General features: G+C 59.2%; 22 protein-coding genes and 1 riboswitch. Of the genes, 8 read left to right on the top strand and 14 right to left on the bottom strand.

The genetic code is table 11. The features are described from left to right. Positions 1-30 precede the first annotated feature (30 nt). Positions 31-277, bottom strand: a riboswitch (cobalamin riboswitch). A gap of 155 nt (positions 278-432) precedes the next feature. Beyond that, a complete protein-coding gene (locus F8N12_RS18105; RefSeq protein ID WP_150581690.1) occupies positions 433-1017 on the top strand; it encodes a hypothetical protein in 585 nt (194 codons plus the stop codon). Positions 1018-1085: 68 nt separating this feature from the next. Then, entirely contained in the window at positions 1086-2399 is a 1314-nt protein-coding gene (locus F8N12_RS18100) for a PQQ-dependent sugar dehydrogenase (RefSeq protein WP_150581689.1), read from the top strand. 467 nt (positions 2400-2866) lie between these two features. Here F8N12_RS18100 and F8N12_RS18095 read toward each other — a convergent pair whose 3' ends face one another. The 6 genes from F8N12_RS18095 to F8N12_RS18070 form a co-directional block, all read right to left on the bottom strand. Then, the gene (locus tag F8N12_RS18095; protein ID WP_150581688.1) at positions 2867-3520 is read right to left on the bottom strand and encodes an O-methyltransferase; all 654 of its coding nucleotides are present in this window, start codon (positions 3518-3520) and stop codon (positions 2867-2869) included. Between the two features lie 15 nt (positions 3521-3535). Further along, entirely contained in the window at positions 3536-4075 is a 540-nt protein-coding gene (locus F8N12_RS18090) for a C40 family peptidase (RefSeq protein WP_150581687.1), read from the bottom strand. A 216-nt stretch (positions 4076-4291) separates the two neighbouring features. Next, positions 4292-4933, bottom strand: a complete 642-nt coding sequence (locus F8N12_RS18085; protein ID WP_150581686.1) for a C40 family peptidase — start codon at positions 4931-4933, stop codon at positions 4292-4294. Between the two features lie 211 nt (positions 4934-5144). Beyond that, positions 5145-5849 (bottom strand): DnaA regulatory inactivator Hda, encoded by a 705-nt coding sequence (gene hda / locus F8N12_RS18080; protein ID WP_150581685.1) that lies wholly within the window; start codon positions 5847-5849, stop codon positions 5145-5147. A gap of 227 nt (positions 5850-6076) precedes the next feature. Next, positions 6077-7150: an AI-2E family transporter gene (locus F8N12_RS18075; protein WP_150581684.1), complete on the bottom strand. Its 1074-nt coding sequence runs from the start codon at positions 7148-7150 to the stop codon at positions 6077-6079. A 32-nt stretch (positions 7151-7182) separates the two neighbouring features. After that, complete coding sequence (locus tag F8N12_RS18070; RefSeq protein ID WP_150581683.1) at positions 7183-8241, bottom strand: DUF2066 domain-containing protein; 1059 nt, start codon at positions 8239-8241, stop codon at positions 7183-7185. A gap of 383 nt (positions 8242-8624) precedes the next feature. Here F8N12_RS18070 and purM point away from each other — a divergent pair, with 383 nt between their 5' ends. Genes purM through F8N12_RS18055 form a run of 3 tightly spaced genes read left to right on the top strand, consistent with a single transcriptional unit; the run spans position 8625 to position 11055 of the window. Next, positions 8625-9683: a phosphoribosylformylglycinamidine cyclo-ligase gene (gene purM / locus F8N12_RS18065; protein ID WP_150581682.1), complete on the top strand. Its 1059-nt coding sequence runs from the start codon at positions 8625-8627 to the stop codon at positions 9681-9683. Next, positions 9683-10333: a phosphoribosylglycinamide formyltransferase gene (gene purN, locus F8N12_RS18060; protein ID WP_150581681.1), complete on the top strand. Its 651-nt coding sequence runs from the start codon at positions 9683-9685 to the stop codon at positions 10331-10333. The genes purM and purN overlap by 1 nt, the downstream gene beginning before the upstream one ends. A gap of 8 nt (positions 10334-10341) precedes the next feature. After that, on the top strand, positions 10342-11055 hold the full coding sequence (locus tag F8N12_RS18055; protein WP_150581680.1) for a DUF3108 domain-containing protein: 714 nt from the start codon (positions 10342-10344) through the stop codon (positions 11053-11055). 1245 nt (positions 11056-12300) lie between these two features. Here the strand turns inward: F8N12_RS18055 and F8N12_RS18050 are convergent. The 3 genes from F8N12_RS18050 to F8N12_RS18040 form a co-directional block, all read right to left on the bottom strand. Next, on the bottom strand, positions 12301-13479 hold the full coding sequence (locus F8N12_RS18050; protein WP_150581679.1) for a cystathionine gamma-synthase: 1179 nt from the start codon (positions 13477-13479) through the stop codon (positions 12301-12303). Then, positions 13476-14852 (bottom strand): pyridoxal-phosphate dependent enzyme, encoded by a 1377-nt coding sequence (locus F8N12_RS18045; RefSeq protein WP_150581678.1) that lies wholly within the window; start codon positions 14850-14852, stop codon positions 13476-13478. The genes F8N12_RS18050 and F8N12_RS18045 overlap by 4 nt, the downstream gene beginning before the upstream one ends. Before the next feature lie 153 nt (positions 14853-15005). Next, on the bottom strand, positions 15006-16013 hold the full coding sequence (locus tag F8N12_RS18040) for an amidohydrolase family protein (protein ID WP_150581677.1): 1008 nt from the start codon (positions 16011-16013) through the stop codon (positions 15006-15008). 171 nt (positions 16014-16184) lie between these two features. Here F8N12_RS18040 and F8N12_RS18035 point away from each other — a divergent pair, with 171 nt between their 5' ends. Together F8N12_RS18035 and F8N12_RS18030 are read left to right on the top strand one after the other, a co-directional pair. Beyond that, on the top strand, positions 16185-16601 hold the full coding sequence (locus tag F8N12_RS18035; RefSeq protein ID WP_150581676.1) for an OsmC family protein: 417 nt from the start codon (positions 16185-16187) through the stop codon (positions 16599-16601). A gap of 61 nt (positions 16602-16662) precedes the next feature. Then, positions 16663-17523: a pirin family protein gene (locus tag F8N12_RS18030; RefSeq protein WP_150581675.1), complete on the top strand. Its 861-nt coding sequence runs from the start codon at positions 16663-16665 to the stop codon at positions 17521-17523. 216 nt (positions 17524-17739) lie between these two features. On the opposite strand, the gene htpG is transcribed toward F8N12_RS18030, so the two are convergent. From htpG to F8N12_RS18015, 3 genes are all read right to left on the bottom strand, one after another. After that, positions 17740-19644, bottom strand: a complete 1905-nt coding sequence (gene htpG, locus F8N12_RS18025) for a molecular chaperone HtpG (protein WP_150581674.1) — start codon at positions 19642-19644, stop codon at positions 17740-17742. Positions 19645-19725: 81 nt separating this feature from the next. Then, the gene (locus F8N12_RS18020; RefSeq protein WP_150581673.1) at positions 19726-20178 is read right to left on the bottom strand and encodes a PaaI family thioesterase; all 453 of its coding nucleotides are present in this window, start codon (positions 20176-20178) and stop codon (positions 19726-19728) included. Then, complete coding sequence (locus tag F8N12_RS18015; RefSeq protein WP_150581672.1) at positions 20175-20651, bottom strand: PaaI family thioesterase; 477 nt, start codon at positions 20649-20651, stop codon at positions 20175-20177. The genes F8N12_RS18020 and F8N12_RS18015 overlap by 4 nt, the downstream gene beginning before the upstream one ends. Positions 20652-20809: 158 nt before the next feature. Between F8N12_RS18015 and F8N12_RS18010 the strand changes: the two genes are divergently transcribed. Next, complete coding sequence (locus F8N12_RS18010; protein WP_150581671.1) at positions 20810-21043, top strand: hypothetical protein; 234 nt, start codon at positions 20810-20812, stop codon at positions 21041-21043. Between the two features lie 73 nt (positions 21044-21116). On the opposite strand, the gene F8N12_RS18005 is transcribed toward F8N12_RS18010, so the two are convergent. Continuing rightward, entirely contained in the window at positions 21117-21518 is a 402-nt protein-coding gene (locus F8N12_RS18005) for an MAPEG family protein (RefSeq protein ID WP_150581670.1), read from the bottom strand. After that, entirely contained in the window at positions 21518-22255 is a 738-nt protein-coding gene (locus F8N12_RS18000) for a DUF599 domain-containing protein (RefSeq protein WP_150581669.1), read from the bottom strand. The genes F8N12_RS18005 and F8N12_RS18000 overlap by 1 nt, the downstream gene beginning before the upstream one ends. Between the last annotated feature and the right edge of the window lie 224 nt (positions 22256-22479).

Raw genomic sequence — 22479 nt, 5'->3', positions numbered from 1 at the left:
GACGGCAAAAGCCTGGCATCGCCCACCGTGATGCCGTTGGATGAATCAGGCCGGTCTCCGGGCTCATGAGCGGCTTGCGCCTGACTGCGCGCCTTCCCATGCCGACAATCGACTCAGTGGCTCAAGACGCAGTGTTCACTCATTTACCGTTGCGGGGGCAGCGCCGGGATTGTGCTGATTGGAGGCTGAAACAGCCAGCTGGATCTACGCACTCACCGGTTTCCCTGTTTCACTCTGTCGGCCGTGGCCACAGAGCACCTGAAACAAGCGGCGAAGGTTAGAGGGTTGGGGGTGGAGCGTCAATTGAAGCCGGGAGGCGGCGAGGTAAATAACTGCCGTCGATCCATTTGCTGGCGACGATCTTGTGCCACACTTCAAGCAGTGATATCAAAGAGCCACATCTGCCACATTACAATAACAAGGGTGAGCCACATGCAAGGCATGATCATCAGCAATCCGAAGCTGGAATTCCTGCGCCCGGCGCTCGAACGCTGGTTCGATTGCATCGACCGTTTCAACGCTGTGCGCGGCGATAATGAAACGCCTTACTGGCATGACGAAAAAGCCAATCTCAGCGTGCTCTCAGCCGCCGCATGGATGGCGGAAATGGTCACGCTGCAGCAAACACCGACCCGCAAACAGAATGAGGAAGGTGAACGCAACGCTCGCGCCGACTTGCTGATCGCCACCAGCGAAGAGCGGGCCTTCCTTCAGGCCTCGCAACGCTGGCCGAAGGTCAACAACTTGAACCTGACACAGGCACTGGCCGACATCAGCAGCGACGCGAGGAAAATCAGCTACGCCAGCGATCTGAAACTCGGCTGCCTGTTCGTCGCGCCGCAAAAATCCCAGCACAGCGCCACTCCGGAAGAACTCCAGGACATGGTCGACGACTTGCAGAAGGAACATACCTGCGCCGTCGCCTGGTATTTCCCGTACGCCTACCGCAAGTTGCGCAACGAAGCCGGAAACTATCACCCGGGCATCGCTCTGCTGCTCAAGGAAGCGCGCGGCTGATCGGTTGAACCATCGCGGGTTTGCGCTTCTCTACTGATCAAGCCACTGCATTCATAGGGAAGGTCAGCATGCGCAAGCCCCAGCTCGCTCTCGTCATCGCATTCGCCGGAGGGCTCGGTGCCTGTGGTGAAACGTCCACGCTGCAGGTGTCCGACGGCACCGGCCCATCGCCAAAATTGCCGGAACCGAACAAGACCCTGATACCTACGGTGAACATCGCGCCCGCGATCGGCTGGCCTGAAGGGGCCAAACCGGTTCCGGCAGCGGGAACGCAGGTGGCGGCGTTTGCTGAAGGCCTGGATCATCCGCGCTGGCTCTACGTGCTGCCTAACGGCGACGTGCTGGTGGCCGAAACGAATGCGCCGCCCAAGCCTGACGACAGCAAAGGCATCAAAGGCTGGGTCACCGAGAAAGTCATGGGCCGTGCCGGTGCCGGCGTGCCCAGCGCGAATCGCATTTCTCTGTTGCGCGACGCCGATCACGATGGCGTTGCCGAAACACGCACGGTGTTTCTGGAAAACCTCAACTCTCCTTTTGGCATGACGCTGGTTGGCACTGACCTGTACGTTGCGGACACAGACCGCTTGCTGCGTTTCCATTACGAAGCGGGCGAGACGGCGATCAAGTCGCAGCCGATCAAAGTCGTCGATTTGCCAGGCGGCACGCTGAATCATCACTGGACCAAAAACGTCATCGCCAGCAAGGACGGCAGCAAGTTGTACGTAACGGTGGGCTCGAACAGCAACGTCGGCGAAAACGGCATGGATCAGGAAGAGGGTCGCGCAGCGATCTGGGAAGTCGACCGGGCCACGGGCAACCACCGGATTTTCGCCTCAGGCATTCGCAATCCGAATGGTCTGGCCTGGGAACCCCAAAGCGGCGCGTTGTGGACGGCAGTTAACGAGCGTGACGAAATTGGCAGCGATCTGGTCCCCGACTACATCACTTCGGTGAAGGACGGTGGCTTCTATGGCTGGCCGTATAGCTATTACGGTCAGCATGTGGATGTGCGGGTGACACCGCAGAATCCTGAGCTGGTGGCGAAGGCGATCGCCCCCGATTATGCGGTTGGGCCGCATACGGCTTCGCTGGGTTTGACGTTTGCCGAAGGCAGTAAGCTGCCGGCTCAGTTCAGGGAAGGCGCTTTCATCGGTCAGCATGGTTCATGGAACCGTAAGCCGCACAGTGGTTATAAGGTGATTTTTGTGCCGTTCTCTGCGGGCAAACCGACCGGGCAGCCCGTCGATGTGCTGACTGGTTTCCTTAATGATGAGGAAAAGGCCATGGGCCGGCCGGTGGGTGTGGTGGTTGATCAGCAGGGGGGGTTGTTGGTGGCGGATGATGTGGGGAATAAGGTTTGGCGGGTGTCGGCGGCTAGGTAACCCTTGGCTCCCAAGCCGTATGGCCATGCGCTGTGGGAGCAAGGCTTGCTCGCGAAGACGGACTTGAATTTTTGCCGGATTCTTCAGAATGACCCGGTCCGCCGTAGGAGCTGGCTTGCCAGCGATGGCCGTGTCTTGGGCGGTTAGGTTTCGCGGGTGTACATATCCGTTTCTGCGGTGATGGCTGCTATTGGTTTCGCCCTTACGGCGAGTCACTTGGAAAAGCCCCAAGTAACCAAGGGCTCTTGCCCCTGACGTCCGGTGGCTCGCTAAAGCTCGCCATGCCTTCGCTCCGGTCCTGCTCCGTGGGCCCGGCGCGATCGGCCATCCTTGGCCGTGCGCGCCTAACCCGGCATCCATGCCGGGTTGCCCACTGCGCAGAACCTCCACTCAGCCTCCCGACGGGACGCTAACCGCCACAGCCGCCGAGGCGGCCTTATAGCCGACCTGGTTGGGGGTTTTGTGCTCTATCGCTTACGACACAACGTCAAACCATCGCCCAACGGCAACAGTGACAAATCAACCCGCGCATCGTTCTTCAGGCTCAAATTGAGCGCCTGGATCGCGCGGGTATCTGCACTTTCCGGATTCTCCTCAAGCACTCTCCCGCTCCACAGCGTGTTGTCGAAGATCGCCAGCCCGCCAACGCGCAGCAGGCGCAACGCGTGTTCGAGGTAACTCGGGTAATTGGCTTTGTCGGCGTCGATGAAGATGAGGTCGAAATGCTCGGGCTGGTCGATCTGGGCCAGCGTTTGCAGCGCAGGTGCGAGGCGTAAATCGATGCGGGCGCTCACTCCGGCTTCGTGCCAGTAACGCCGCGCAATGGCGTTGTAGTCACCGGGCATGTCACAGCAAATCAGCAAGCCGTCCTCCGGCAGCGCTGCCGCCATGCACAGCGCGCTGTAGCCGGTGAAGGTACCGACTTCCAGTAAACGTTTTGCGCCGATCAGTTTCACCAGCAATGCAAGAAATTGCCCCTGCTCCGGGGCCACCTGCCAACGCGCCATGGGCATCGCCTGGGTTTCGTCGCGCAGACGCTTGAGCAACGGCGTTTCCCTTAGGGAAACGTCGAGCAGGTATTGATAAAGGGAATCGTCGAGGTTGAGCGTGCGAGCGGTCATGACCACCTCGGCCGGTTAAGGGTTGCGCGCCAGGTGCTCAGGTTGCAAGACGCGCTTGGCGCTGAGGTAGGCTTTCTGCCAGTAAGCTTTCGACAAACTGTCGAGCTTCACCGTGCCGCCCGTGGCGGGCGCATGCACAAAGCGTCCTTCGCCGACGTAGATCCCGGCGTGGCTGACTTGTGAGCCGCCGTTGGTGGCGAAGAAGATCAGGTCGCCGGTCTGCAGGCCTTCCTTGCCAACACTGGCGGCCTGCATGCTGATCATCTCGCGGGTAGTCCGCGGCAAGGCGATGCCGGTGACGTCACGGTAGACGTAACCGATCAGCCCGCTGCAATCGAAACCCGAATCCGGGGTGTTGCCGCCCCAGCGATAAGGCGTGCCGACCAAGCCCAGCGCCCGGAATAGCACGTCCTGGGCTTCGGGGGAGAAATCCCCGGCAGGGGCGAAGACGATGGGCGCGCGGATCACCGGCGCGGGCGGCGGCGGTGTACGGCTGGCGCAGGCGCTCAGCAGCGCGGCGAAGATCATGATTGCGAGGCGGGCCGACGTGGTCATGGCAGAACATCCTGATCTGGCTGCGGCTTTTTCCACCGTAATGGCAGAAAAGAAAACCGCCAGCGCAGGGCACAGGCGGTTTGCCATCAATAATAGATCGGATTCTAGCGGTTACGCGGCAAACTTCAAGTAAGACTTTAAGTTCGCCTTACAGAGTGTCCGCCTACTCCGTTGCAGAGAGGCGTTTCTCGCCACCGAAGTGGCGATATCACACGCTTATTTGCGTGCTGTGACAACAGTCGGGGCCATCGCGAGCGCGCGCTTGGCCTCAATGAAAGTCTTGCTCCAGTAGCTGTCACCCAGGCTATCGACCCGTACACCACCGCTGCGGCTGCTGCTGGAGTGAATGAACTGGTTGTCACCCAAGTAGATTCCGGCGTGACTGACACGACCGCGACGACCGTTGGTCGCGAAGAACAGCAGATCACCCGGCTTGAGATTACCGCGCGTAACCAGCGGCGCCTCTACGTTGATCATTTCACGGGTTGAGCGCGGCAGATTCATGCCGGCCTCTTCGCGAAACAGATAGCCGATGAAACCGCTGCAATCGAAACCGGCTTCGGAGGTGCCGCCGAAGCGGTAACGGGTACCAATCAGGGACATGCCGCGTTCGAGGATGCTGTCGGCCAGAACCGGGAGCTGGTAAGACTTGCCATCGGCGAAGCTGGCCAGTTCCTTGTCTGTCGCGAGCTCCTGCTCATCCAGTTCACGCTGGAAAAGTACCGAAGTAGATTGGGCTGTAGCGGAGTTTCTAACCTGCTGCTGAGGTGCTTGCTCGACCACGGGAGTGTGGGAGGCGCAACCAAACAGTAGGCTGACGAGTGCGAGTGGCACGAGGGGTGCGAAGCGATTTAGCATGGGCACGACCGTGGCTGAAAGTTGTAAAAGAGCCGAGACTATGCCCGCTATCATCCTCATTTGCAAATTCAATCGAACTTTATGTGACTTCCCGGTTCCGGCTTAACATCTAAGCGCTAAACCCTCATCCAGACCATTCGCAGCGTTTTACTGGCAGGAAAGCGGACTTTTTGACGTCTGAAAACTGCCGAAAATCCGAAAAATTTGCGCTCTACCAGCCTAAGGTTTCTTTCAGAAACGGGATGGTCAGCTTGCGCTGGGCTTGAAGTGAAGCCTGGTCCAGCCGTTCCAGCAACTCGAACAGCGCACTCATGCTGCGAGTCCCTCTGGTCAAAATGAAATGACCCACTTCGTCGGTCAGGTGCAGCCCGCGACGGGATGCACGCAGCTGCAAGGCACGCAATTTATCTTCGTCGGAAAGGGGGCGCATTTGAAAAATCAGCGCCAGGGTCAGGCGGGATTTGAGGTCTGCCAGCTTCACCGGCAGTTCCCTTGGTGAAGTCGATGCCGCGATTAGCAGCCGCCGGCCGCTATCGCGGAGTCGGTTGAACAGATGGAACAATGCCTCTTCCCAGTCTGCACGCCCCGCTACTGCCTGCAAGTCATCCAGGCACACCAGTTCGTATTGCTCAAGATTGTCGAGGATGCCAATGCCGCGATCCAGCAACTCGGCCAGGGGCAAATACACGGCGGGCTCACCCAACTGCTCGAAACGCAGGCAAGCCGCCTGCAACAGATGCGTCCGCCCTACTCCGTCCTTGCCCCAGAGATAAATCAGACTCTCTGTCCAGCCGGCGTCGGCTTCGCACAGCCGCTCGACATAGCCGAGTGCAGCGGCGTTGGCGCCTGGGTAGTAATTGATAAAGGTGGCGTCGTCACGCAGACGCACACCTAGGGGCAGCTGAATCGGTTTCATGCTGACTGAACAGTTCCAAAGGAACCGTTAGTGGCCTCTGTGTAAAGTTCGCGAAGTTTATACCCGTGAAGCGGACCGCACAATGCGACAGACTCCAAGCAAAATCAACGGTTTGCGTAATTGTGACGTTTGGGTGACGGTTTCATTGACAGCATATGCGAACCACTTGGCCGATCAAGGCCGGCCCGGTGGTTAACCAGACTGGCCCGCTGACGCAGCAAACGCGCTTACAGTTCAGGATCCTCGGCACCGCTGTACATTTCCGAATCCTTGTACAAATCATGTACATGACGCACCAGCACCATAATCACTGCAGCCACTGGCAGTGCGAGCAACACGCCGGTGAATCCGAACAATTCACCACCGGCCAGTATCGCGAAAATCACCGCCACCGGGTGCAGACCGATACGGTCGCCGACCAGCAAAGGCGTGAGCACCATGCCCTCCAGTGCCTGGCCGACCATGAACACTGCAACGATGCCGATCATTGGATAGAGGTCGCCACCGAACTGGAACAGGCCGGCAACCAACGCCGCGCCGATGCCGATGACAAAACCCATGTATGGCACGATCGCCGCGAGCCCGGCGATCAATCCAATCAACAGCCCAAGCTCCAGGCCGACAATCATCAAGCCCGCTGCGTAAATGATGCCCAGGGCCACCATCACCAGCAGCTGCCCGCGTATGAACGCGCCCAGTACTTCATGACATTCGCCGGCCAAGGTGACGATGCGTTCTTCACGGTCACGCGGCAACAGGCTGCGGATCCTGGCCATCATCAGGTCCCAGTCCCGCAGCAGATAGAAGGCCACCACCGGGATCAGCACCAGGTTCGCCAGCCAGCCGATCAGCGCCAGGCCTGAAGCCGTCGCCTGACTGAGCACCACCCCGACGATATCCGTGGTCTGGCCCATGTGTTCGCTGATGGCGGCCTTCAGCTTGTCGAACTTCCAGAAACCGTCCGACAGGCCGAATTTCGACTGCGCCCAAGGCAGCGCGCTGTGCTGCAGCCAATCGAGCATCTGTGGCGCCAGCTCGTACAGACGGATCAACTGCTTGGCGAGCATAGGCACCAGTACCAGCAACAGCGCGGTAAAGATCAACGTGATCAGCGCGAACACTGCCACCACCGACCAGGTGCGGGACAAGCCGGCCTTTTCCAGACGATCCACCAACGGGTCGAACATGTAGGCGAGCAGCAGCGCCACCAGAAACGGCGTGAGAATCGGATGTAACAGCCACAAAAATGCGCAAAGCAGGACCAACCCACCGAGCCAAAACCAACGCCGCGTATCGGCCATGTAAAACTCCTGCTTTATATAAGGAAAAAAATCTACCAACGGAAACGCAATTGCGGAGTCACGACCGGTGTCGGCGCTACGACGGGAGCCGTGCTGCCGTCGACGGGCTGAACCGGTGCGACCGGCGCAGCAACTTCACCGGCGGGCATCTCTTGCAACTTGGCCAGTGATAACTGGGCTCGCAACTGTTCGGCACTGCCATTGACGCGATAAAGAATACGATCGCCATCGACACTTTGCAGGCGCCCGCGAAAGGGTTCGAGCAAGCGGCCCAGTGCTGCATAACGTTCCAGATTCATGCCCTGCACTTCCAGCAATTGCTCGCCGCTGGCGCCCGGCTTGACCACAAAACGCGGGGCCAGACGTTGATTGACGGCCAGCATGACCGCATCGGCCAGCGCGGCCTGGTCCGCGCCCTCGACACTGCCGGCCTCCTTTTTGTCGCCCAGCCACAGCTGCCATTTTGCCTGCCATTGACCGCCCTCCTCGCGGGCATGCACCGCCAGCAAGGCGTCGGCGTTGTAGCGGTCTGATGCATCGCGTAACGGCGCCGGATCTGCGCCCTCCAGATTCGGCGCAGTGGCCACCAACTGCTCACTCAGATCAGCCAGCGGCAAGCGCAGTGGCAGACCACGATGCTGAGCTGCCCGCCGCAGCGGCGCGGCACTGGCCTGACCGTCGCCCACCAGGCTCGAGCCTTCGGTGGACTCATTCAACCACCAACTCAGGATCGTCGGCCGATTCGCGCCCCACAGTGACAAGCCGGCGCGCCGCAAGGCCGCCTGGGTGGAGGCTGGATCGAAATCGACTTTCAGCACCTCCGGCGGCCCGGCTTCAAAGCCATATTGACTGATGATCTGCTGCGGATCCTTCTGAATCGCCGCCAGGCCCGGATTCTGCACGGCCTTGGGATCGCCGGTCAGGCGTATCACCAGCGTTTCCAGCGCACGCTGGGTCGCCTGGGTACGCTCCTCGGGCGCCTGACTGCTGACAGGCTCGCGCACCTGATAAAGGCCTTTAACGGTTTCTGCCTGACTGGCCAAGCTGATCAGGGACAAACATCCTGCAAACAACAATCCGGAAAAACGCATGGAAGATTCCTGACGACAAGGGCGGCTGGAACAGGCCGCGTGAAGACAATCGAGCAAGGCTGTGACCATCGCCCGGCGCAAAACATTCACACGTCCCGGTTAAGTTTTCGCACTGCCCTAACGATAGACGGTAATGACACCACCTTATACCGCGTTGAGCATTGCAAAACTGCTCGCATACTGGAGCTTTTTTGAGCGGATATGTCCCTGCTGTCGGCGTGAGGATGGCCGCTGTCCCTCAAGCCTGATAAAATCGCGCGCCTTCGCAGACCGGCAACAGCCGGGCAGTGTCGGAACAGCGCGCAAGGCTCTCGCCTGCGCAGTTTCGGCGTTCCCGCTGGAATCTGGTCGTTACCCCTGAATCCCCCCTAAAGGCCTGGATCATGAGCAAGCAACCCTCCCTGAGCTACAAGGACGCCGGTGTAGACATCGACGCCGGTGAAGCATTGGTCGAACGCATCAAGAGCGTCGCCAAGCGCACTGCGCGCCCGGAAGTCATGGGCGGCCTGGGCGGTTTCGGCGCCCTCTGCGAAATCCCGGCCGGCTACAAGCAGCCCGTACTGGTTTCCGGCACCGACGGTGTCGGCACCAAGCTGCGTCTGGCGTTGAACCTGAACAAGCATGACAGCATCGGCATCGACCTGGTGGCCATGTGCGTGAACGACCTGGTGGTGTGCGGCGCCGAGCCATTGTTCTTCCTCGACTACTACGCCACCGGCAAGCTCAATGTTGAAACCGCGACCCAGGTCGTGACCGGCATCGGCGCTGGCTGCGAGTTGTCCGGCTGCTCCCTGGTCGGTGGCGAAACCGCTGAAATGCCGGGCATGTACGAAGGCGAAGACTATGACCTGGCCGGCTTCTGCGTCGGTGTCGTGGAAAAATCCGAAATCATCGACGGTTCGAAAGTCGCTGCCGGCGATGCCCTGCTCGCCCTGCCGTCTTCCGGCCCGCACTCCAACGGCTATTCGCTGATCCGCAAGATCATCGAAGTGTCCGGTGCCGACATCGAAAACATCCAGCTCGACGGCAAACCGCTGACCGACCTGCTGATGGCCCCGACCCGTATCTACGTGAAGCCGCTGCTCAAGCTGATCAAGGACACCGGCGCTGTCAAAGCCATGGCCCACATCACCGGTGGCGGCCTGCTGGACAACATCCCGCGCGTGCTGCCAAAAGGCGCTCAAGCGGTGGTTGACGTGGCGAGCTGGACCCGTCCGGCCGTATTCGACTGGCTGCAAGAGCAAGGCAACGTCGACGAGAACGAAATGCACCGCGTGCTGAACTGCGGCGTCGGCATGGTCATCTGCGTGGCACAAGAGCATGTCGAGACGGCGCTGAACGTCCTGCGTGAAGCCGGTGAGCAGCCATGGGTTATCGGTCAGATCGCCACCGCTGCAGAAGGCGCGGCGCAGGTCGAGCTGAAGAACCTCAAGGCTCATTGATGTCCCAGACCTGTGATGTGGTGGTGCTGTTGTCCGGCACCGGCAGTAACTTGCAGGCCTTGATCGACAGCACGCGGACCGGCGACAGCCCGGTCCGCATCGCCGCGGTGATTTCCAACCGCGCCGATGCTTACGGCCTGCAACGCGCCAGGGACGCGGGTATCGACACCCGCTCCCTGGATCACAAGGCGTTCGAAGGCCGCGAAGCCTTCGATGCCGCGCTGATCGAACTGATCGACGCCTTCAATCCCAGACTCGTGGTACTGGCCGGTTTCATGCGCATTCTCAGCGCTGACTTCGTGCGCCATTACGCGGGTCGCCTGATGAACATCCACCCCTCGTTGCTGCCTAAATACAAAGGGTTACACACTCATCAGCGTGCGCTGGAGGCCGGCGACACTGAGCATGGCTGCTCCGTGCATTTCGTCACCGAGGAACTCGATGGCGGACCACTGGTCGTACAGGCAGTAATACCGGTAGAGTTGCAGGATTCGCCGCAGAGTCTGGCGCAGCGAGTCCACACCCAGGAACACCTGATCTACCCGATGGCTGTGCGCTGGTTTGCCGAGGGTCGTTTATCGCTCGGTGAGCAGGGTGCTTTACTGGACGGCGAGTTACTCGCGGCCAGCGGCCACTTGATTCGAATCTAGGAGATATTATGCGTCGCGCCCTGCTCCTCGCTTGCGCCCTGCTCGCCCTGCCTTTTGCGCAGGCGGCAGACCTTCAACCCTTCTCCGCCAGCTACACCGCCGACTGGAAACAGCTGCCGATGAGCGGCACCGCCGAACGCAGCCTGACCAAGGAAGCCAATGGTGTCTGGAAGCTCAGCTTCAAGGCGTCGATGATGATCGCCAGCCTCACTGAAGAAAGCACCCTGACCGTGGACAAGGACGCTCTGCTGCCTCAGTCCTACCACTTCGAACGTGGCGGCCTGGGCAAAGCCAAGAAGGCTGACCTGGATTTCGACTGGACCAACAAGATGGTCACCGGTACCGATCGCGGCGACGCGGTCAAGATCCCGCTGAATCGTGGCATGGTCGATAAATCCACTTATCAGCTGGCTCTGCAACATGATGTCGCCGCTGGCAAGAAAAGCATGAGCTATCAGGTCGTTGATGATGGCGAAATCGATACTTACGATTTCCGTGTGCTGGGTCCGGAGAAAGTCGATACCAAAGCTGGCCAGATCGATGCGATCAAGGTCGAGCGCGTGCGCGATCCGACCCAGAGCAAGCGTATTACGGTGCTGTGGTTTGCCAAGGATTGGGATTATCTGCTGGTTCGTCTGCAGCAGGTTGAGACGGACGGGAAGGAGTACAACATCATGCTGCTTGATGGGACTGTTAATGGGAAGGCTGTTAAGGGTAGTTGATAGCCGGCCTGGCTCGCAGACGTTGCGCCCACCCTACGCACAACAGAACCTTTGTAGCAGCTGGCGAAGCCTGCGTCCGGCTCGGGCCGCGATCGGACGAAGCAGTCGTAAAATCAGGCGGCGCGGTTTGATAGATAACCGCATGCTGGGAATCGACGACGACTACTACGACGACGACTGCTGCGTCCGATCGCGGCCCGGGCCGGACGCAGGCTTCGCCAGCTGCTACACGTTCTGTGGCGCGTCGGGCTGAATGGGTCTAGCAGACGAATCTGGGAGCTGCTTTGCTTTGGATCTTGATCTTGATCTTGATCTGCCCCGTCGGCAGGCCGAGCGCAGGTACTGCGCTCAGCCTCCCGATGGGACGCTAACCGCCACAGTTCGCCGAGGCGGCCTGATAGCCGGCCTGGCTCGCAGGCGTTGCGCCCACCTATGCAGCAACAGAACCTTTGTAGCAGCTGGCGAAGCCTGCGTCCGGCTCGGGCCGCGATCGGACGAAGCAGTCGTAAAATCAGGCGGCGCGGTTTGATAGATAACCGCATGCTCGGAATCGACGACGACTACTACGACGACGACTGCTGCGTCCGATCGCGGTCCGAGCCGGACGCAGGCTGCGCCAGCTGCTACACGTTCTGTGGCGCGTCGGGCTGAATGGGTCTAGCAGACGAATCTGGGAGCTGCTTTGCTTTGCTTTGGATCTTGATCTTGATCTGCCCCGTCGGCAGGCCGAGCGCAGGTTCTGCGCTCAGCCTCCCGATGGGACGCTAACCGCCACAGTTCGCCGAGGCGGCCTGATAGCCGGCCTGGCTCGCAGGCGTTGCGCCCACCCTACGCACAACAGAACCTTTGTAGCAGCTGGCGAAGCCTGCGTCCGGCTCGGGGCCGCGATCGACGAAGCAGTCGCAAAATCAGGCGGCGCGGTTTGATAGATAACCGCATGCTCGGAATCGACGACGACTGCTGCGCAGCCGGACGCAGGCTTCGCCAGCTGCTACAGGTCCTGTGGGGCGGCAGCTTGATGGGTCTTGCAGACAAATCTGTGAGCCGCTGGCTCCGCTTTGCTTTGCTTTGGATCTGCCCCGCCGGCAGGACCGGCGCGAGGGTATGGCGAGCCTTAGCGAGCCACCGTACGCCAGGGGCAAGAGCGCTTGGTTACTTGGCGCTCTTCCAAGTAACCCGCTGTAAAAGCGGAACCGATATCAGCCATGACACAACAAACGGATATGCACACCACAATCCAAAAACTCAGATCCGCCCCAACGCCCGTCCCAGATCCAACCTCAAATCCTCAACATCCTCAACCCCCACCGACATCCGCACCAACCCATCCCCAATCCCCAGCTGCGCCCGCGTTTCAGCCGGGATACTCGCGTGCGTCATGATCGCCGGATGTTCGATCAGACTCTCCACCCCACCCAAACTCTCCGCCAACGCAAAAATCTCAACCGCCTCAAGAAACCGCCGCGCACCGGCCAGATCGCTGTTCAGATCAATGGAAATCATTCCACCGAAACCGCGCATCTGCCGCCGCGCCAGCTCATGCTGCGGATGCGATGCCAACCCTGGGTAATACACCCGCGAGACCTGCGGCTGACGCTCCAGCCATTGCGCCAACTCCAGCGCGTTACTGCAATGACGCTCCATGCGCAGCGCCAGCGTCTTCACCCCACGCAATGTCAGAAACGCATCAAAAGGCCCGGCAATCGCCCCGACCGAATTCTGCAAAAACCCCAGCCGCTCGGCCAACTCGGCGTTCTGCCCAACCACAGCAATACCGCCAATCACATCGGAGTGACCGTTCAGATACTTGGTAGTCGAATGCAGGACGATGTCAAAACCCAGCTCCAGCGGTCGCTGGATCCAGGGGCTGGCGAAGGTATTGTCGGCCACGCAGATAATCCCGCGATCCCGACACATGCGCGCGACCGCCTCGAGGTCAGTCAGACTGAGCAGGGGATTGCTCGGCGTCTCGACCCAGACCATCCGCGTGTCGTCCTGCAGCGACGCTTCGAAGGCTGACAGGTCGGTCAGATCGACAAAACTGAAGCGGTGCCCGGCACTGCGCTTACGCACTTTGTCGAACAAACGAAATGTACCGCCATATAAATCATTGCCCGACACCACGTGCGCTCCGGCATCGAGCAGTTCCAGCACATTGGCAATCGCCGCCAGCCCGGACGCGAAGGCGAAGGCCTGAGTTCCGCCCTCCAGGTCCGCCACGCAACGCTCCAGGGCAAAACGCGTCGGGTTATGCGAGCGCCCATAATCAAACCCCTTGTGCACACCGGGACTTTGTTGCAGGTACGTGGAGTTGGCGTAGATCGGCGGCATCAGCGCGCCGGTGGTCGGGTCCGGCACTTGTCCGGCGTGGATCACCCGGGTGGCAAATGCGCGCGGCGCGCCGGTTTCATCATGCTGACTCATGTGAGGGATCTCCGTAAATGGTTGAGCAGGTCAAACCGGGTTATCAGGCCATGAAATCCTGAGGCATCGGCAATGATCGCCACGAGGCCGCGGTCGAGTTCAGCCTGCAGCCGCGCCAGACTGGCGTCGGGCGGCAGGGTTTGCACCTTGTCGGTCATCGCGCTGGCGACACTCATGCGAAAGTGCGAAGCATCCTCCTGCATGCCAAGCAAAATGTCAGATTCGTCAATCACCCCGACCAGGCGCTCGCCATTTTCCAGTACCGGCAGCTGTGAGACATCCGCCAGACGCATGCGCTGGAAGGCCGTGAGCAACGTATCGTCAGGGCCGACGCTGATCACCCGACCGTCTTCGAACCGTCGCGCGATCAGATCGCGTAAATCTCCATAACGCTTGTACTGCAGCAGGCCCTGATCGTTCATCCACTGATCGTTGTAAACCTTCGACAGATAGCGCGTACCGGTGTCGCAGACGAAACTCACCACCCGCTTCGGTTCGGTCTGCTCACGGCAATAACGCAACGCCGCCGCCAGCAAGGTACCGGTCGAGGAGCCGCCGAGAATGCCTTCGGCGCGCAGCAGCTGGCGGGCATGGTCGAAGCTTTCCTCATCGCTGATCGAATAGGCGTGGCGCACGCTGGACAGGTCGGCAATCGAGGGGATGAAGTCTTCGCCGATACCTTCAACCGCCCACGACCCGGGTTTTCCGACAGTGCCGCTGCGGCTGTATTCGGCCATCACCGAGCCGACCGGGTCGGCCAGCACCATTTCCAGATTGGGTTGCACACGACTGAAAAAACGGGTGAGCCCGGTCAACGTGCCAGCCGAGCCGACACCGACCACGATGGCATCCAGATCGTGTTGAGTTTGCGCCCAGATTTCCGGCGCGGTGCTGCATTCATGGGCCAGCGGGTTGGCCGGATTGTTGAATTGGTCGGCGAAGAACGAGTCGGGAATATCTTTCGCCATGCGCGCCGCCACATCCTGGTAATACTCGGGATGGCCCTTGCCGACATCAGATCGGGTGATATGCACCTCCGCACCCATGGCTTTCAAGTGCAGGATCTTTTCAGTCGACATCTTATCCGGCACCACCAGCACTACCCGATAACCCTTGGCGCGACCGACCAGCGCCAGACCGAGGCCGGTGTTGCCAGCCGTGGCTTCGACAATGGTGCCGCCCGGACGCAGGCGACCGTCGCGTTCAGCGGCATCGATCATCGCCAGGCCGATGCGATCCTTGATCGAGCCGCCGGGGTTTTGCGATTCAAGTTTGAGAAACAGCGTGCACGGCCCGGTATCAAAACGGTTGACCCGGACCAGCGGCGTATTGCCGATCAGTTCGAGTACGGCAGGGCGTAAATCATTCGGCATGGCGTCACCTCGCTGCGGAGAATCCGCACTGGATGGACAGAAACCTGCGATCGGCAATTCATTGCCGTCGCGGGTAATACCTCGTTTGGACCATAGGCCCGGATGGCGTGACCCGCAACCGCCGCACGCCGTTGGGTAGATCAACGGGTCGTGTCACCTCACCGTGCGCGGCAGGACCGCGAGGAAGTTATCCCGAGCGACCTTTCTTGCAATCTCCTCAGGCAAGGCATCAAGAAACGGCTCGAAACTGTGCAGTTCCTTACCGAGCTTGTTGAATCTTCCTACCACGTCCGAGCCGAGCATGAAGCGGTAGGGGAAACGCTCTACCAGGCTCAGCCACTCTTTGCGTGGCGCGCCCTGCTCGTCCAGCAGGTAAGGCGTGAGCATGCTCCAAGACAGGTCGATAAACAGATTGGGATAGGCTTCGAGCATGCGGTTCAGCGTCGGCAGAAGAAAATCCAGCTGAGTCTGGTGCCGGTGAATCTCCGCACTGGTGCCAGCGTGCGCCCAGATAAACCGGGTGTGCGGATGATTGCGCAGAGGCTCTTCGATTTCCGCCAGGTACAGCGGATTTCGTTCACGCTTGGAGGTGATGTTGGAGTGCACCATCACCGGCAAGTCGTTCTCGGCAGCGAGGTGATAGATGCGCGTCATCGCTTCGTTATTCGCTCGCGGTGTATCGCCGGACGTCAGCGCGGTCAGGTCGTCGTGCCGGGTGAACACTTCGCCGATACCCTGCCAGAGCCCGGGATTGAGATCGAGCATGCGCTGGATATGCGCAGCGGAGTTTTTGTCGTTGGGATTGAAGCCGGACAGGAACGGGTGAAAGTACGGGCGTTGGTCAGGCGTCAGTTTGTTCACCGCCGCAGCGACAATCACGTCCGTCGCACTGTACCAGTAGGCATCGGCGTCATCGCCGGCGTAATAACGTGGGCGCTTGGGCTCGTCTTCGTGCCATTTCTTCGCCACCGGGATGCCGGAAATCATCACGTGCTCGATGCGATTTTCCTTCATCGCCGTCAGTAATTTCGGCATACCGGCGCTTTCCTGGAAAAAATCCACGTAATGCAGATGCGCATCGCTGTAGGCGTATTCGCGGGCGCCAGCATTCGCGCAACAAAAGGCCAACAGGCAGGCAACGCTGGAGCGAATCAGGGGCACGGGCGATCTCCGACAGTCAGGAACAGCGTAGACCCCGCCGCGCGGTTGAGGGTTCACCGATACAAGCTTTGTGGAACGCGCTTGCGTGAGAATGCTCTATAACTTCGGGGGCGCACAGCCACTGCGCGCGTTCCAGGTCGATCGAATTCCCTACATCCTGCGAGGTTTCACATGACTGTCACCGTCAACACCGTAACCGCCGAAGGTCTTCGTCACAGCGTGCAGATCGATGAGCACGAACTGTTTACCGATGCGCCCACCACCGCGGGCGGCGAAGGCTCGGCGCCGGAACCGCACGATTATTTCGATGCCGCGCTGGGCGCCTGCAAGGCACTGACCTTGAAGATATACGCCAAGAAGAAGGAGATCCCGCTGACCGGCGTCACTGTCGAGGTCAAGCGCGACAATAGCGAAGAACAGAAAGGCAAATACGCCCTGCATGTCAAGCTGACCTTGAAAGGTGTGCTCACTGATGCCCAACGCGATGAACTGCACCGCGTGGCCGACCGTTGCCCTATCCACAAGCTGATGACCACCACTGACGTCAGCATTGAAACCCATTTGTCCGAAGGCGCATTCAGCCAATAGCGGCAACGTCCGGGCCGGCGGGTTATGCTCCCTGTGTCTCCCGCCCAGCCTGGAAAGCACCATGAACACTTTGCTAGTGATTCGCCCCCGCGCCGAAGATGTCGAAGGTCAACCGATTCTTCGTCCTTTGCCGTCAGCCAAATGCCGCAGCGTCGGGCCCTTCGTGTTTTTCGACCACATGCTCGAAACCGATTACCCGGCTGGCAAAGGCATGGATATTCGCCAGCATCCGCACATCGGGCTGTCCACCCTCACCTACCTGTTCCAGGGGCAACTTCAGCACAAGGACAGCCTCGGCTCCGATCAAATCGTGGACGCGGGCGATGTCAGCTGGATGACTGCCGGCAGCGCGATTGCCCATGTCGAGCGCACACCGCAAACGCTGCAGGAAAGCGGTTTCAGAATGCATGGCTTGCAAGTGTGGCTGGCGTCCCCCCGGGAACGTGAACAGGGCCCCGGGCACTACAGCCATCACCCGGCGGCGACCTTGCCGGTCAGCGATAGCCTGGGTGTGCGGATTCGGATGATCGCCGGGTCAGGATTTTGTCTGGAATCGCCGGTACCGGTGCTTTCTCCTACCCTATATGCCGAGTTACACCTGCAAACGGCTACGACCTTGTTGATCCCGGCCGAACATGAAGAGCGCGCCCTGTATGTGCTGAGCGGTGAAGTGCAACTGGGGGGCGAGCTCATCGAGCCGCACGCCTTGGTGGTGTTGCCTGCCGGAGAAGAACTGAGCCTGTTCGCCGAAAGCGACTGCCACGCCGTGCTGTTTGGCGGGGCTGCCCTGGACGGTCCACGGCGGATCAACTGGAATTTCGTCGCCAGTGACCCGGCGGCGATCGATGAAGCGCGGCGGCGCTGGGCAGCCGGTGACTGGCCAACGGTGCCGGGGGAGACGGAGCGCATCGAGTTGCCATAGTGGTGTGTTGAGCTTAAAAGACGCCTTCGCGAGCAGGCTCGCTCCCACAAGGATTGGCGGCGGATGCGCAGTAGGTGGATGACATATGAACCCTGTGGAAGCGAGCCTGCTCGCGAAGAGGCCTGAAGGGCAGCGTCTGCGCAATCACCCGCCAAGGATCAGAGGGTCGAGGAGTCAAAAAAAACCCGCCGAAGCGGGTTTTTTCTTATGTAGCGATTAAACCGACAGTTCAACCAGCAGCTTGTTAAGACGGCGCACGTAGGCCGCCGGATCCTTCAAACTGTCGCCGGCCGCCAGGGCTGCCTGATCGAACAGGATGTGCGAGAGGTCACCGAAGCGCTCTTCGCTCTGCTCATTGTCGAGTTTCTCGATCAGCGGGTGAGCCGGGTTGAATTCGAAAATCGGCTTCGACTCTGGAACCTTCTGCCCGCTGGCTTCGAGAATCTGGCGCATTTGCATGCCCAGGTCCTGTTCGCCAATCGCGAGGATCGCCGGCGAATCGGTCAGACGGTGCGAAACCCGCACTTCAGCAACGGAATCGCCCAGCGCGGTTTTCAGACGTTCAACCAGACCTTCTTTGGACTTGGCCACTTCTTCCGCGGCTTTCTTGTCCTCTTCCGAGTCAAGGTTGCCGAGGTCCAGATCACCGCGCGCCACGTCAACGAAGCTCTTGCCGTCGAAGTCGGGGAGGTAGCTCATCAGCCACTCATCGATGCGGTCAGTCAGCAGCAGCACTTCGATGCCTTTCTTGCGGAAGACTTCCAGGTGCGGGCTGTTTTTAACCTGCGCGTAGGTTTCGCCAGTGAGGTAGTAAATCTTGTCCTGACCTTCCTTGGCACGCGCCAGGTAATCGGCCAGACCTACGACTTGCTCGCCTTCCTCACCGCTGGTCGATGCGAAACGCAGCAGGCCGGCGATTTTCTCTTTGTTGGCGAAGTCTTCAGCCGGGCCTTCTTTCATGACCTGGCCGAAGTTCTTCCAGAAACTCTTGTATTGCTCTGGCTCGTTCTTCGCCAGCTTCTCCAGCATGTCGAGAACGCGCTTGGTCAGCGCCGACTTCATGGAATCGATAATCGGGTCTTTCTGCAGGATTTCCCGCGACACGTTCAGGGACAGGTCGTTGGAATCCACCACACCCTTGATGAAGCGCAGGTACAGCGGCAGGAACGACTCGGCCTGGTCCATGACGAAAACGCGCTGGACATACAGCTTCAGGCCTTTCGGCGCTTCTCGCTGGTACAAATCGAACGGAGCGCGGGCCGGCACATACAGCAGCGAGGAATATTCCAGCTTGCCTTCGACCTTGTTGTGGCTCCAGCTCAGCGGGTTCTCGAAGTCATGCGCGACGTGCTTGTAGAACTCCTGATACTCCTCGTCTTTCACTTCAGTACGAGGACGGGTCCACAGAGCGCTGGCGCGGTTAACGGTTTCCCATTCAGCGGCAGGTTGCTCCTCACCTTCAGCAGCGGCGACTTCTTTCGGCAGCTCGATCGGCAGTGCGATGTGGTCGGAATACTTTTTGATGATGTTGCGCAGACGCCAGCCATCGGCGAACTCGTCTTCGCCGGATTTCAGGTGCAGGACAATACGGGTACCACGGTCGGCTTTCTCGACGGTGGCAATTTCGAACTCGCCTTCACCTTTGGACGACCAGTGCACGCCTTCGCTCGCCGCGAGGCCGGCACGACGGCTGAACACGTCAACCTTGTCGGCAACGATGAATGCGGAATAGAAACCAACGCCGAACTGACCGATCAGGTGCGAATCCTTTTTCTGATCGCCGGAGAGGTTTTTCATGAAATCGGCAGTGCCCGATTTGGCGATGGTGCCCAAATGGGTGACAGCGTCTTCGCGGCTCATGCCAATGCCGTTGTCTTCGAGAGTGACGGTGTTGGCGTCCTTGTCGAAGCTGACACGGATTTTCAGCTCGGCGCCACCTTCCAGCAGCTCAGGCTTGGACAGTGCTTCGAAGCGCAATTTGTCGACAGCGTCAGAGGCGTTCGAGATCAATTCGCGAAGGAAGATTTCCTTGTTGGAATACAGCGAATGGATCATGAGGTGCAGCAGTTGCTTCACCTCGGTCTGGAAGCCCAGGGTTTCCTTTTGAGTTTCCACACTCATGGTCATCAAACTCCAATCAGATGGCAATGGCCTCGACCTTGAGGGTCGACGGCGGGTTGTCATCAAAGTTGGGGGCTCAGATCAGGATTTCAAGGGCTCTTCGATTTTGAAATGCGCGCGGGCGGTGGCAATGGGCTCCGATTCAACGCTCTGCCAGGCTGTCACCGCCACATTAGCGACGCGCCGCCCCTGGCGACAGACCTGACAGCGGGCCCAGGTGTCGCGAAATTGCCCGGCACGCAAATAGTCGAGGGAGAAGTCGATGATTTTCGGCACGCCCGGCGAACCGGTGAAAATCAGCAAATGCAGGGCGGCGGACAATTCCATGAACCCGGCGATTACACCACCATGGATCGCCGGCAATAAAGGGTTACCAATGTTGTCCTTGTTGGCTGGCAGTCGAAACAGCAACTCGTCGCCGACCCGCGAGCATTCGACGCCAATCAGCCCGGCGTAGGGAATCATTTGCAGCAGCGGTGCGTAATCCCCCCGCGCGTGGGCCTGTTGCAATTGTTCCTTGAATGTATCGGTCATTGCGCGCCCCCGGCGATAGCGCCACCAAAACCTTTAGTGCCTTTAATGGCTTTGCCCATGCGCATGAACGTGCCCACTACGTGTGCGATAGGTTGCTCTGGATCGTCCTGGTAGGCGAAACCGCGAGCGAAGATCACGTCGGTTGTGACCCGATAGCACTGGGCGAATCCATACACATCTTTATGAGGTTCGGCGGCGTGCATGTAGTCGATGCGCAAATCGAGGGTCGGGCAGACTTCGAATTCAGCCAGCACACACAGGGTCGACATGCCGCACGCCGTGTCCATCAATGAAGTCAGTGCCCCGCCGTGGATCACTCCGGTTTGCGGGTTGCCGACAATTTTTTCGCTGTATGGAAGGATTACGGTAAGCCCTTCAGTGCTGGCGCTGTGCACGCGTAATCCAAGCACATGACAATGGCGCAATGCCGACAGGAATCGCGTCGCACGCTCAAAAACAGGGTTTTCAGACATTTGATAAACATTCTCGTCAAAGCCGGTATTCAGCAACGTGCCAAGCGGCAAAAGTTCAACTGCAAAACAATCTTATATATCTGAACGAATTGAGGAACTTAACCGAGAGGGCCATGCTCGAAAGGCCAGTAGATATTTTCCATAAGGAGATACACCCCATGCGTAAGACTTTTGCTATTGCCTTGATGTTGACCGCTTCCCTCGGTCTCGCTGCCTGCGATAAAAAATCCGAGGACAAAGCTCAAGATGCCAACGAACATGCTGAGCAGGCTCAGCAAGATATGAACAAAGCTCAGGATAAAGTGAACGACGCTGCGAAAGAAAACGCCGAAGCTGCCAAAGCTCAGGCTGAATCGAACGAAGCCGCTGCAAAAGAAGCACCTAAAAACTAATACAGTTTTTAGCGTGATAAAGAAAACCCGCCGAGTGCGGGTTTTCTTTTGCCTGCATTTTTCTGAAGTGGCGTTAGAGCAAGACAGTTCTAAAAGTCGGACTAATCATCAACAACAGCGAACACACTAGTCCGACCACCCACACCAGGCTGCGCTGCCAGGCCAGATCGGCCCAATAGCACAGCAGGTAGATAATTCGAGCGATGACGAAGATGATCGCCAGCGTGTCAATCAACCAGCCCGCAGTTTGCGTGGTATGAGCCATCAACACCCCCACTGCAAACAGCATGAACGCCTCGATACTGTTCTGATGCGCCGCCAGTGCGCGCGCACCGAAGCCAGTCAGTTGGGCCTGTTGCTGGCGTGGCAGATGGTTGTTGTAGCCGCCCTGCTCCTTCATCGCCTTGGCCACCGGCATGCGGGCCACGTAGATCAGCAATGCACTGATCAATACACACCAGAACGGAATACTCATCAAACAGCCTCCTTGTTTGCTTCAGGCAAAGGCGCCTCTGTAGGTGTATACACCATCACGTCGAGTACGTCGGAATGAAACTCGCGGCGGTACAGCACCAGCACTACACCGGCACTCATCAACATGAACAGCCACGGACTGACGAACCAGGCCAGCATGGTCATTCCGAAGTAATAGGCCCGCAGGCCAAAGTTGAACTGGTTGGCCGCCATGGAGATGACGCGTGCGGCACGGGCGGCGAACGCCTTGCGCTCTTGCTCGGATACATGGCGCTCACCCACCATCGGCGCCGAGCCAATCAGAATCGCCGCGAAGTTGTACTGGCGCATGCACCAGCTGAAGGTGAAAAACGCATAGACGAATACCAGGGCCAGGCACAGCAGCTTGATCTCCGACATGCCTCGAGATGCCTGCTGCACCATGGGGATATCCGCCAGCAGCGACACCGCTCGTTCGGAGCCGCCCAGCACGGTCAGAATACCGGCCAGAATGATCAAGGTGCTGGAGGCAAAAAACGAGGCGTTGCGTTCGAGGTTGCCGACAACGCTGGCGTCAGCGATGCGGTTATCGCGCAGCAGCATGCGGCGCATCCAGTCTTTCCGGTACAGGTGCAGCACGCTGGCCAGGCACGCGGTGTCGCGGCCCTTCCACGTCGCGTACCGGGTATAGCCACCCCAGCAAATGACGAACCAGACGGCGGCTAGAATGTGGATCAGGTTGCCTTGGATGAACGACATGCGGGTCCTTGTGGTGTAGAGACGCTGTACATATTACCTGCAGGAGTGAGCCTGCTCGCGATAGCGGTCGAACATTCAACATCTTTGTTGGCTGTAATAACTCTATCGCGAGCAAGGCTCACTCCTACAGGGTTCAGGCAGTGATTCGACGTTAGCTCAAGCAGAAAGACACTGCATCACACGCAAAAAAAATGCCCCGTATCGATTGATACGGGGCATTTCGG

The organism is Pseudomonas fluorescens (genome assembly GCF_902497625.1).
Classification (GTDB): domain Bacteria; phylum Pseudomonadota; class Gammaproteobacteria; order Pseudomonadales; family Pseudomonadaceae; genus Aquipseudomonas; species Aquipseudomonas fluorescens_BQ.
The sequence above is the reverse complement of the archived record's forward strand: the minus strand, read 5'-3'. Positions and strand labels throughout refer to the sequence as shown.

Coding starts and splice junctions, on each gene's coding strand:
- F8N12_RS18105 (WP_150581690.1), top strand. CDS start 433: ATGCAAGGCATGATCATCAGCAATCCGAAGCTGGAATTCCTGCGCCCG.
- F8N12_RS18100 (WP_150581689.1), top strand. CDS start 1,086: ATGCGCAAGCCCCAGCTCGCTCTCGTCATCGCATTCGCCGGAGGGCTC.
- F8N12_RS18095 (WP_150581688.1), bottom strand. CDS start 3,520: ATGACCGCTCGCACGCTCAACCTCGACGATTCCCTTTATCAATACCTG.
- F8N12_RS18090 (WP_150581687.1), bottom strand. CDS start 4,075: ATGACCACGTCGGCCCGCCTCGCAATCATGATCTTCGCCGCGCTGCTG.
- F8N12_RS18085 (WP_150581686.1), bottom strand. CDS start 4,933: ATGCTAAATCGCTTCGCACCCCTCGTGCCACTCGCACTCGTCAGCCTA.
- hda (WP_150581685.1), bottom strand. CDS start 5,849: ATGAAACCGATTCAGCTGCCCCTAGGTGTGCGTCTGCGTGACGACGCC.
- F8N12_RS18075 (WP_150581684.1), bottom strand. CDS start 7,150: ATGGCCGATACGCGGCGTTGGTTTTGGCTCGGTGGGTTGGTCCTGCTT.
- F8N12_RS18070 (WP_150581683.1), bottom strand. CDS start 8,241: ATGCGTTTTTCCGGATTGTTGTTTGCAGGATGTTTGTCCCTGATCAGC.
- purM (WP_150581682.1), top strand. CDS start 8,625: ATGAGCAAGCAACCCTCCCTGAGCTACAAGGACGCCGGTGTAGACATC.
- purN (WP_150581681.1), top strand. CDS start 9,683: ATGTCCCAGACCTGTGATGTGGTGGTGCTGTTGTCCGGCACCGGCAGT.
- F8N12_RS18055 (WP_150581680.1), top strand. CDS start 10,342: ATGCGTCGCGCCCTGCTCCTCGCTTGCGCCCTGCTCGCCCTGCCTTTT.
- F8N12_RS18050 (WP_150581679.1), bottom strand. CDS start 13,479: ATGAGTCAGCATGATGAAACCGGCGCGCCGCGCGCATTTGCCACCCGG.
- F8N12_RS18045 (WP_150581678.1), bottom strand. CDS start 14,852: ATGCCGAATGATTTACGCCCTGCCGTACTCGAACTGATCGGCAATACG.
- F8N12_RS18035 (WP_150581676.1), top strand. CDS start 16,185: ATGACTGTCACCGTCAACACCGTAACCGCCGAAGGTCTTCGTCACAGC.
- F8N12_RS18030 (WP_150581675.1), top strand. CDS start 16,663: ATGAACACTTTGCTAGTGATTCGCCCCCGCGCCGAAGATGTCGAAGGT.
- htpG (WP_150581674.1), bottom strand. CDS start 19,644: ATGAGTGTGGAAACTCAAAAGGAAACCCTGGGCTTCCAGACCGAGGTG.
- F8N12_RS18020 (WP_150581673.1), bottom strand. CDS start 20,178: ATGACCGATACATTCAAGGAACAATTGCAACAGGCCCACGCGCGGGGG.
- F8N12_RS18015 (WP_150581672.1), bottom strand. CDS start 20,651: ATGTCTGAAAACCCTGTTTTTGAGCGTGCGACGCGATTCCTGTCGGCA.
- F8N12_RS18010 (WP_150581671.1), top strand. CDS start 20,810: ATGCGTAAGACTTTTGCTATTGCCTTGATGTTGACCGCTTCCCTCGGT.
- F8N12_RS18005 (WP_150581670.1), bottom strand. CDS start 21,518: ATGAGTATTCCGTTCTGGTGTGTATTGATCAGTGCATTGCTGATCTAC.
- F8N12_RS18000 (WP_150581669.1), bottom strand. CDS start 22,255: ATGTCGTTCATCCAAGGCAACCTGATCCACATTCTAGCCGCCGTCTGG.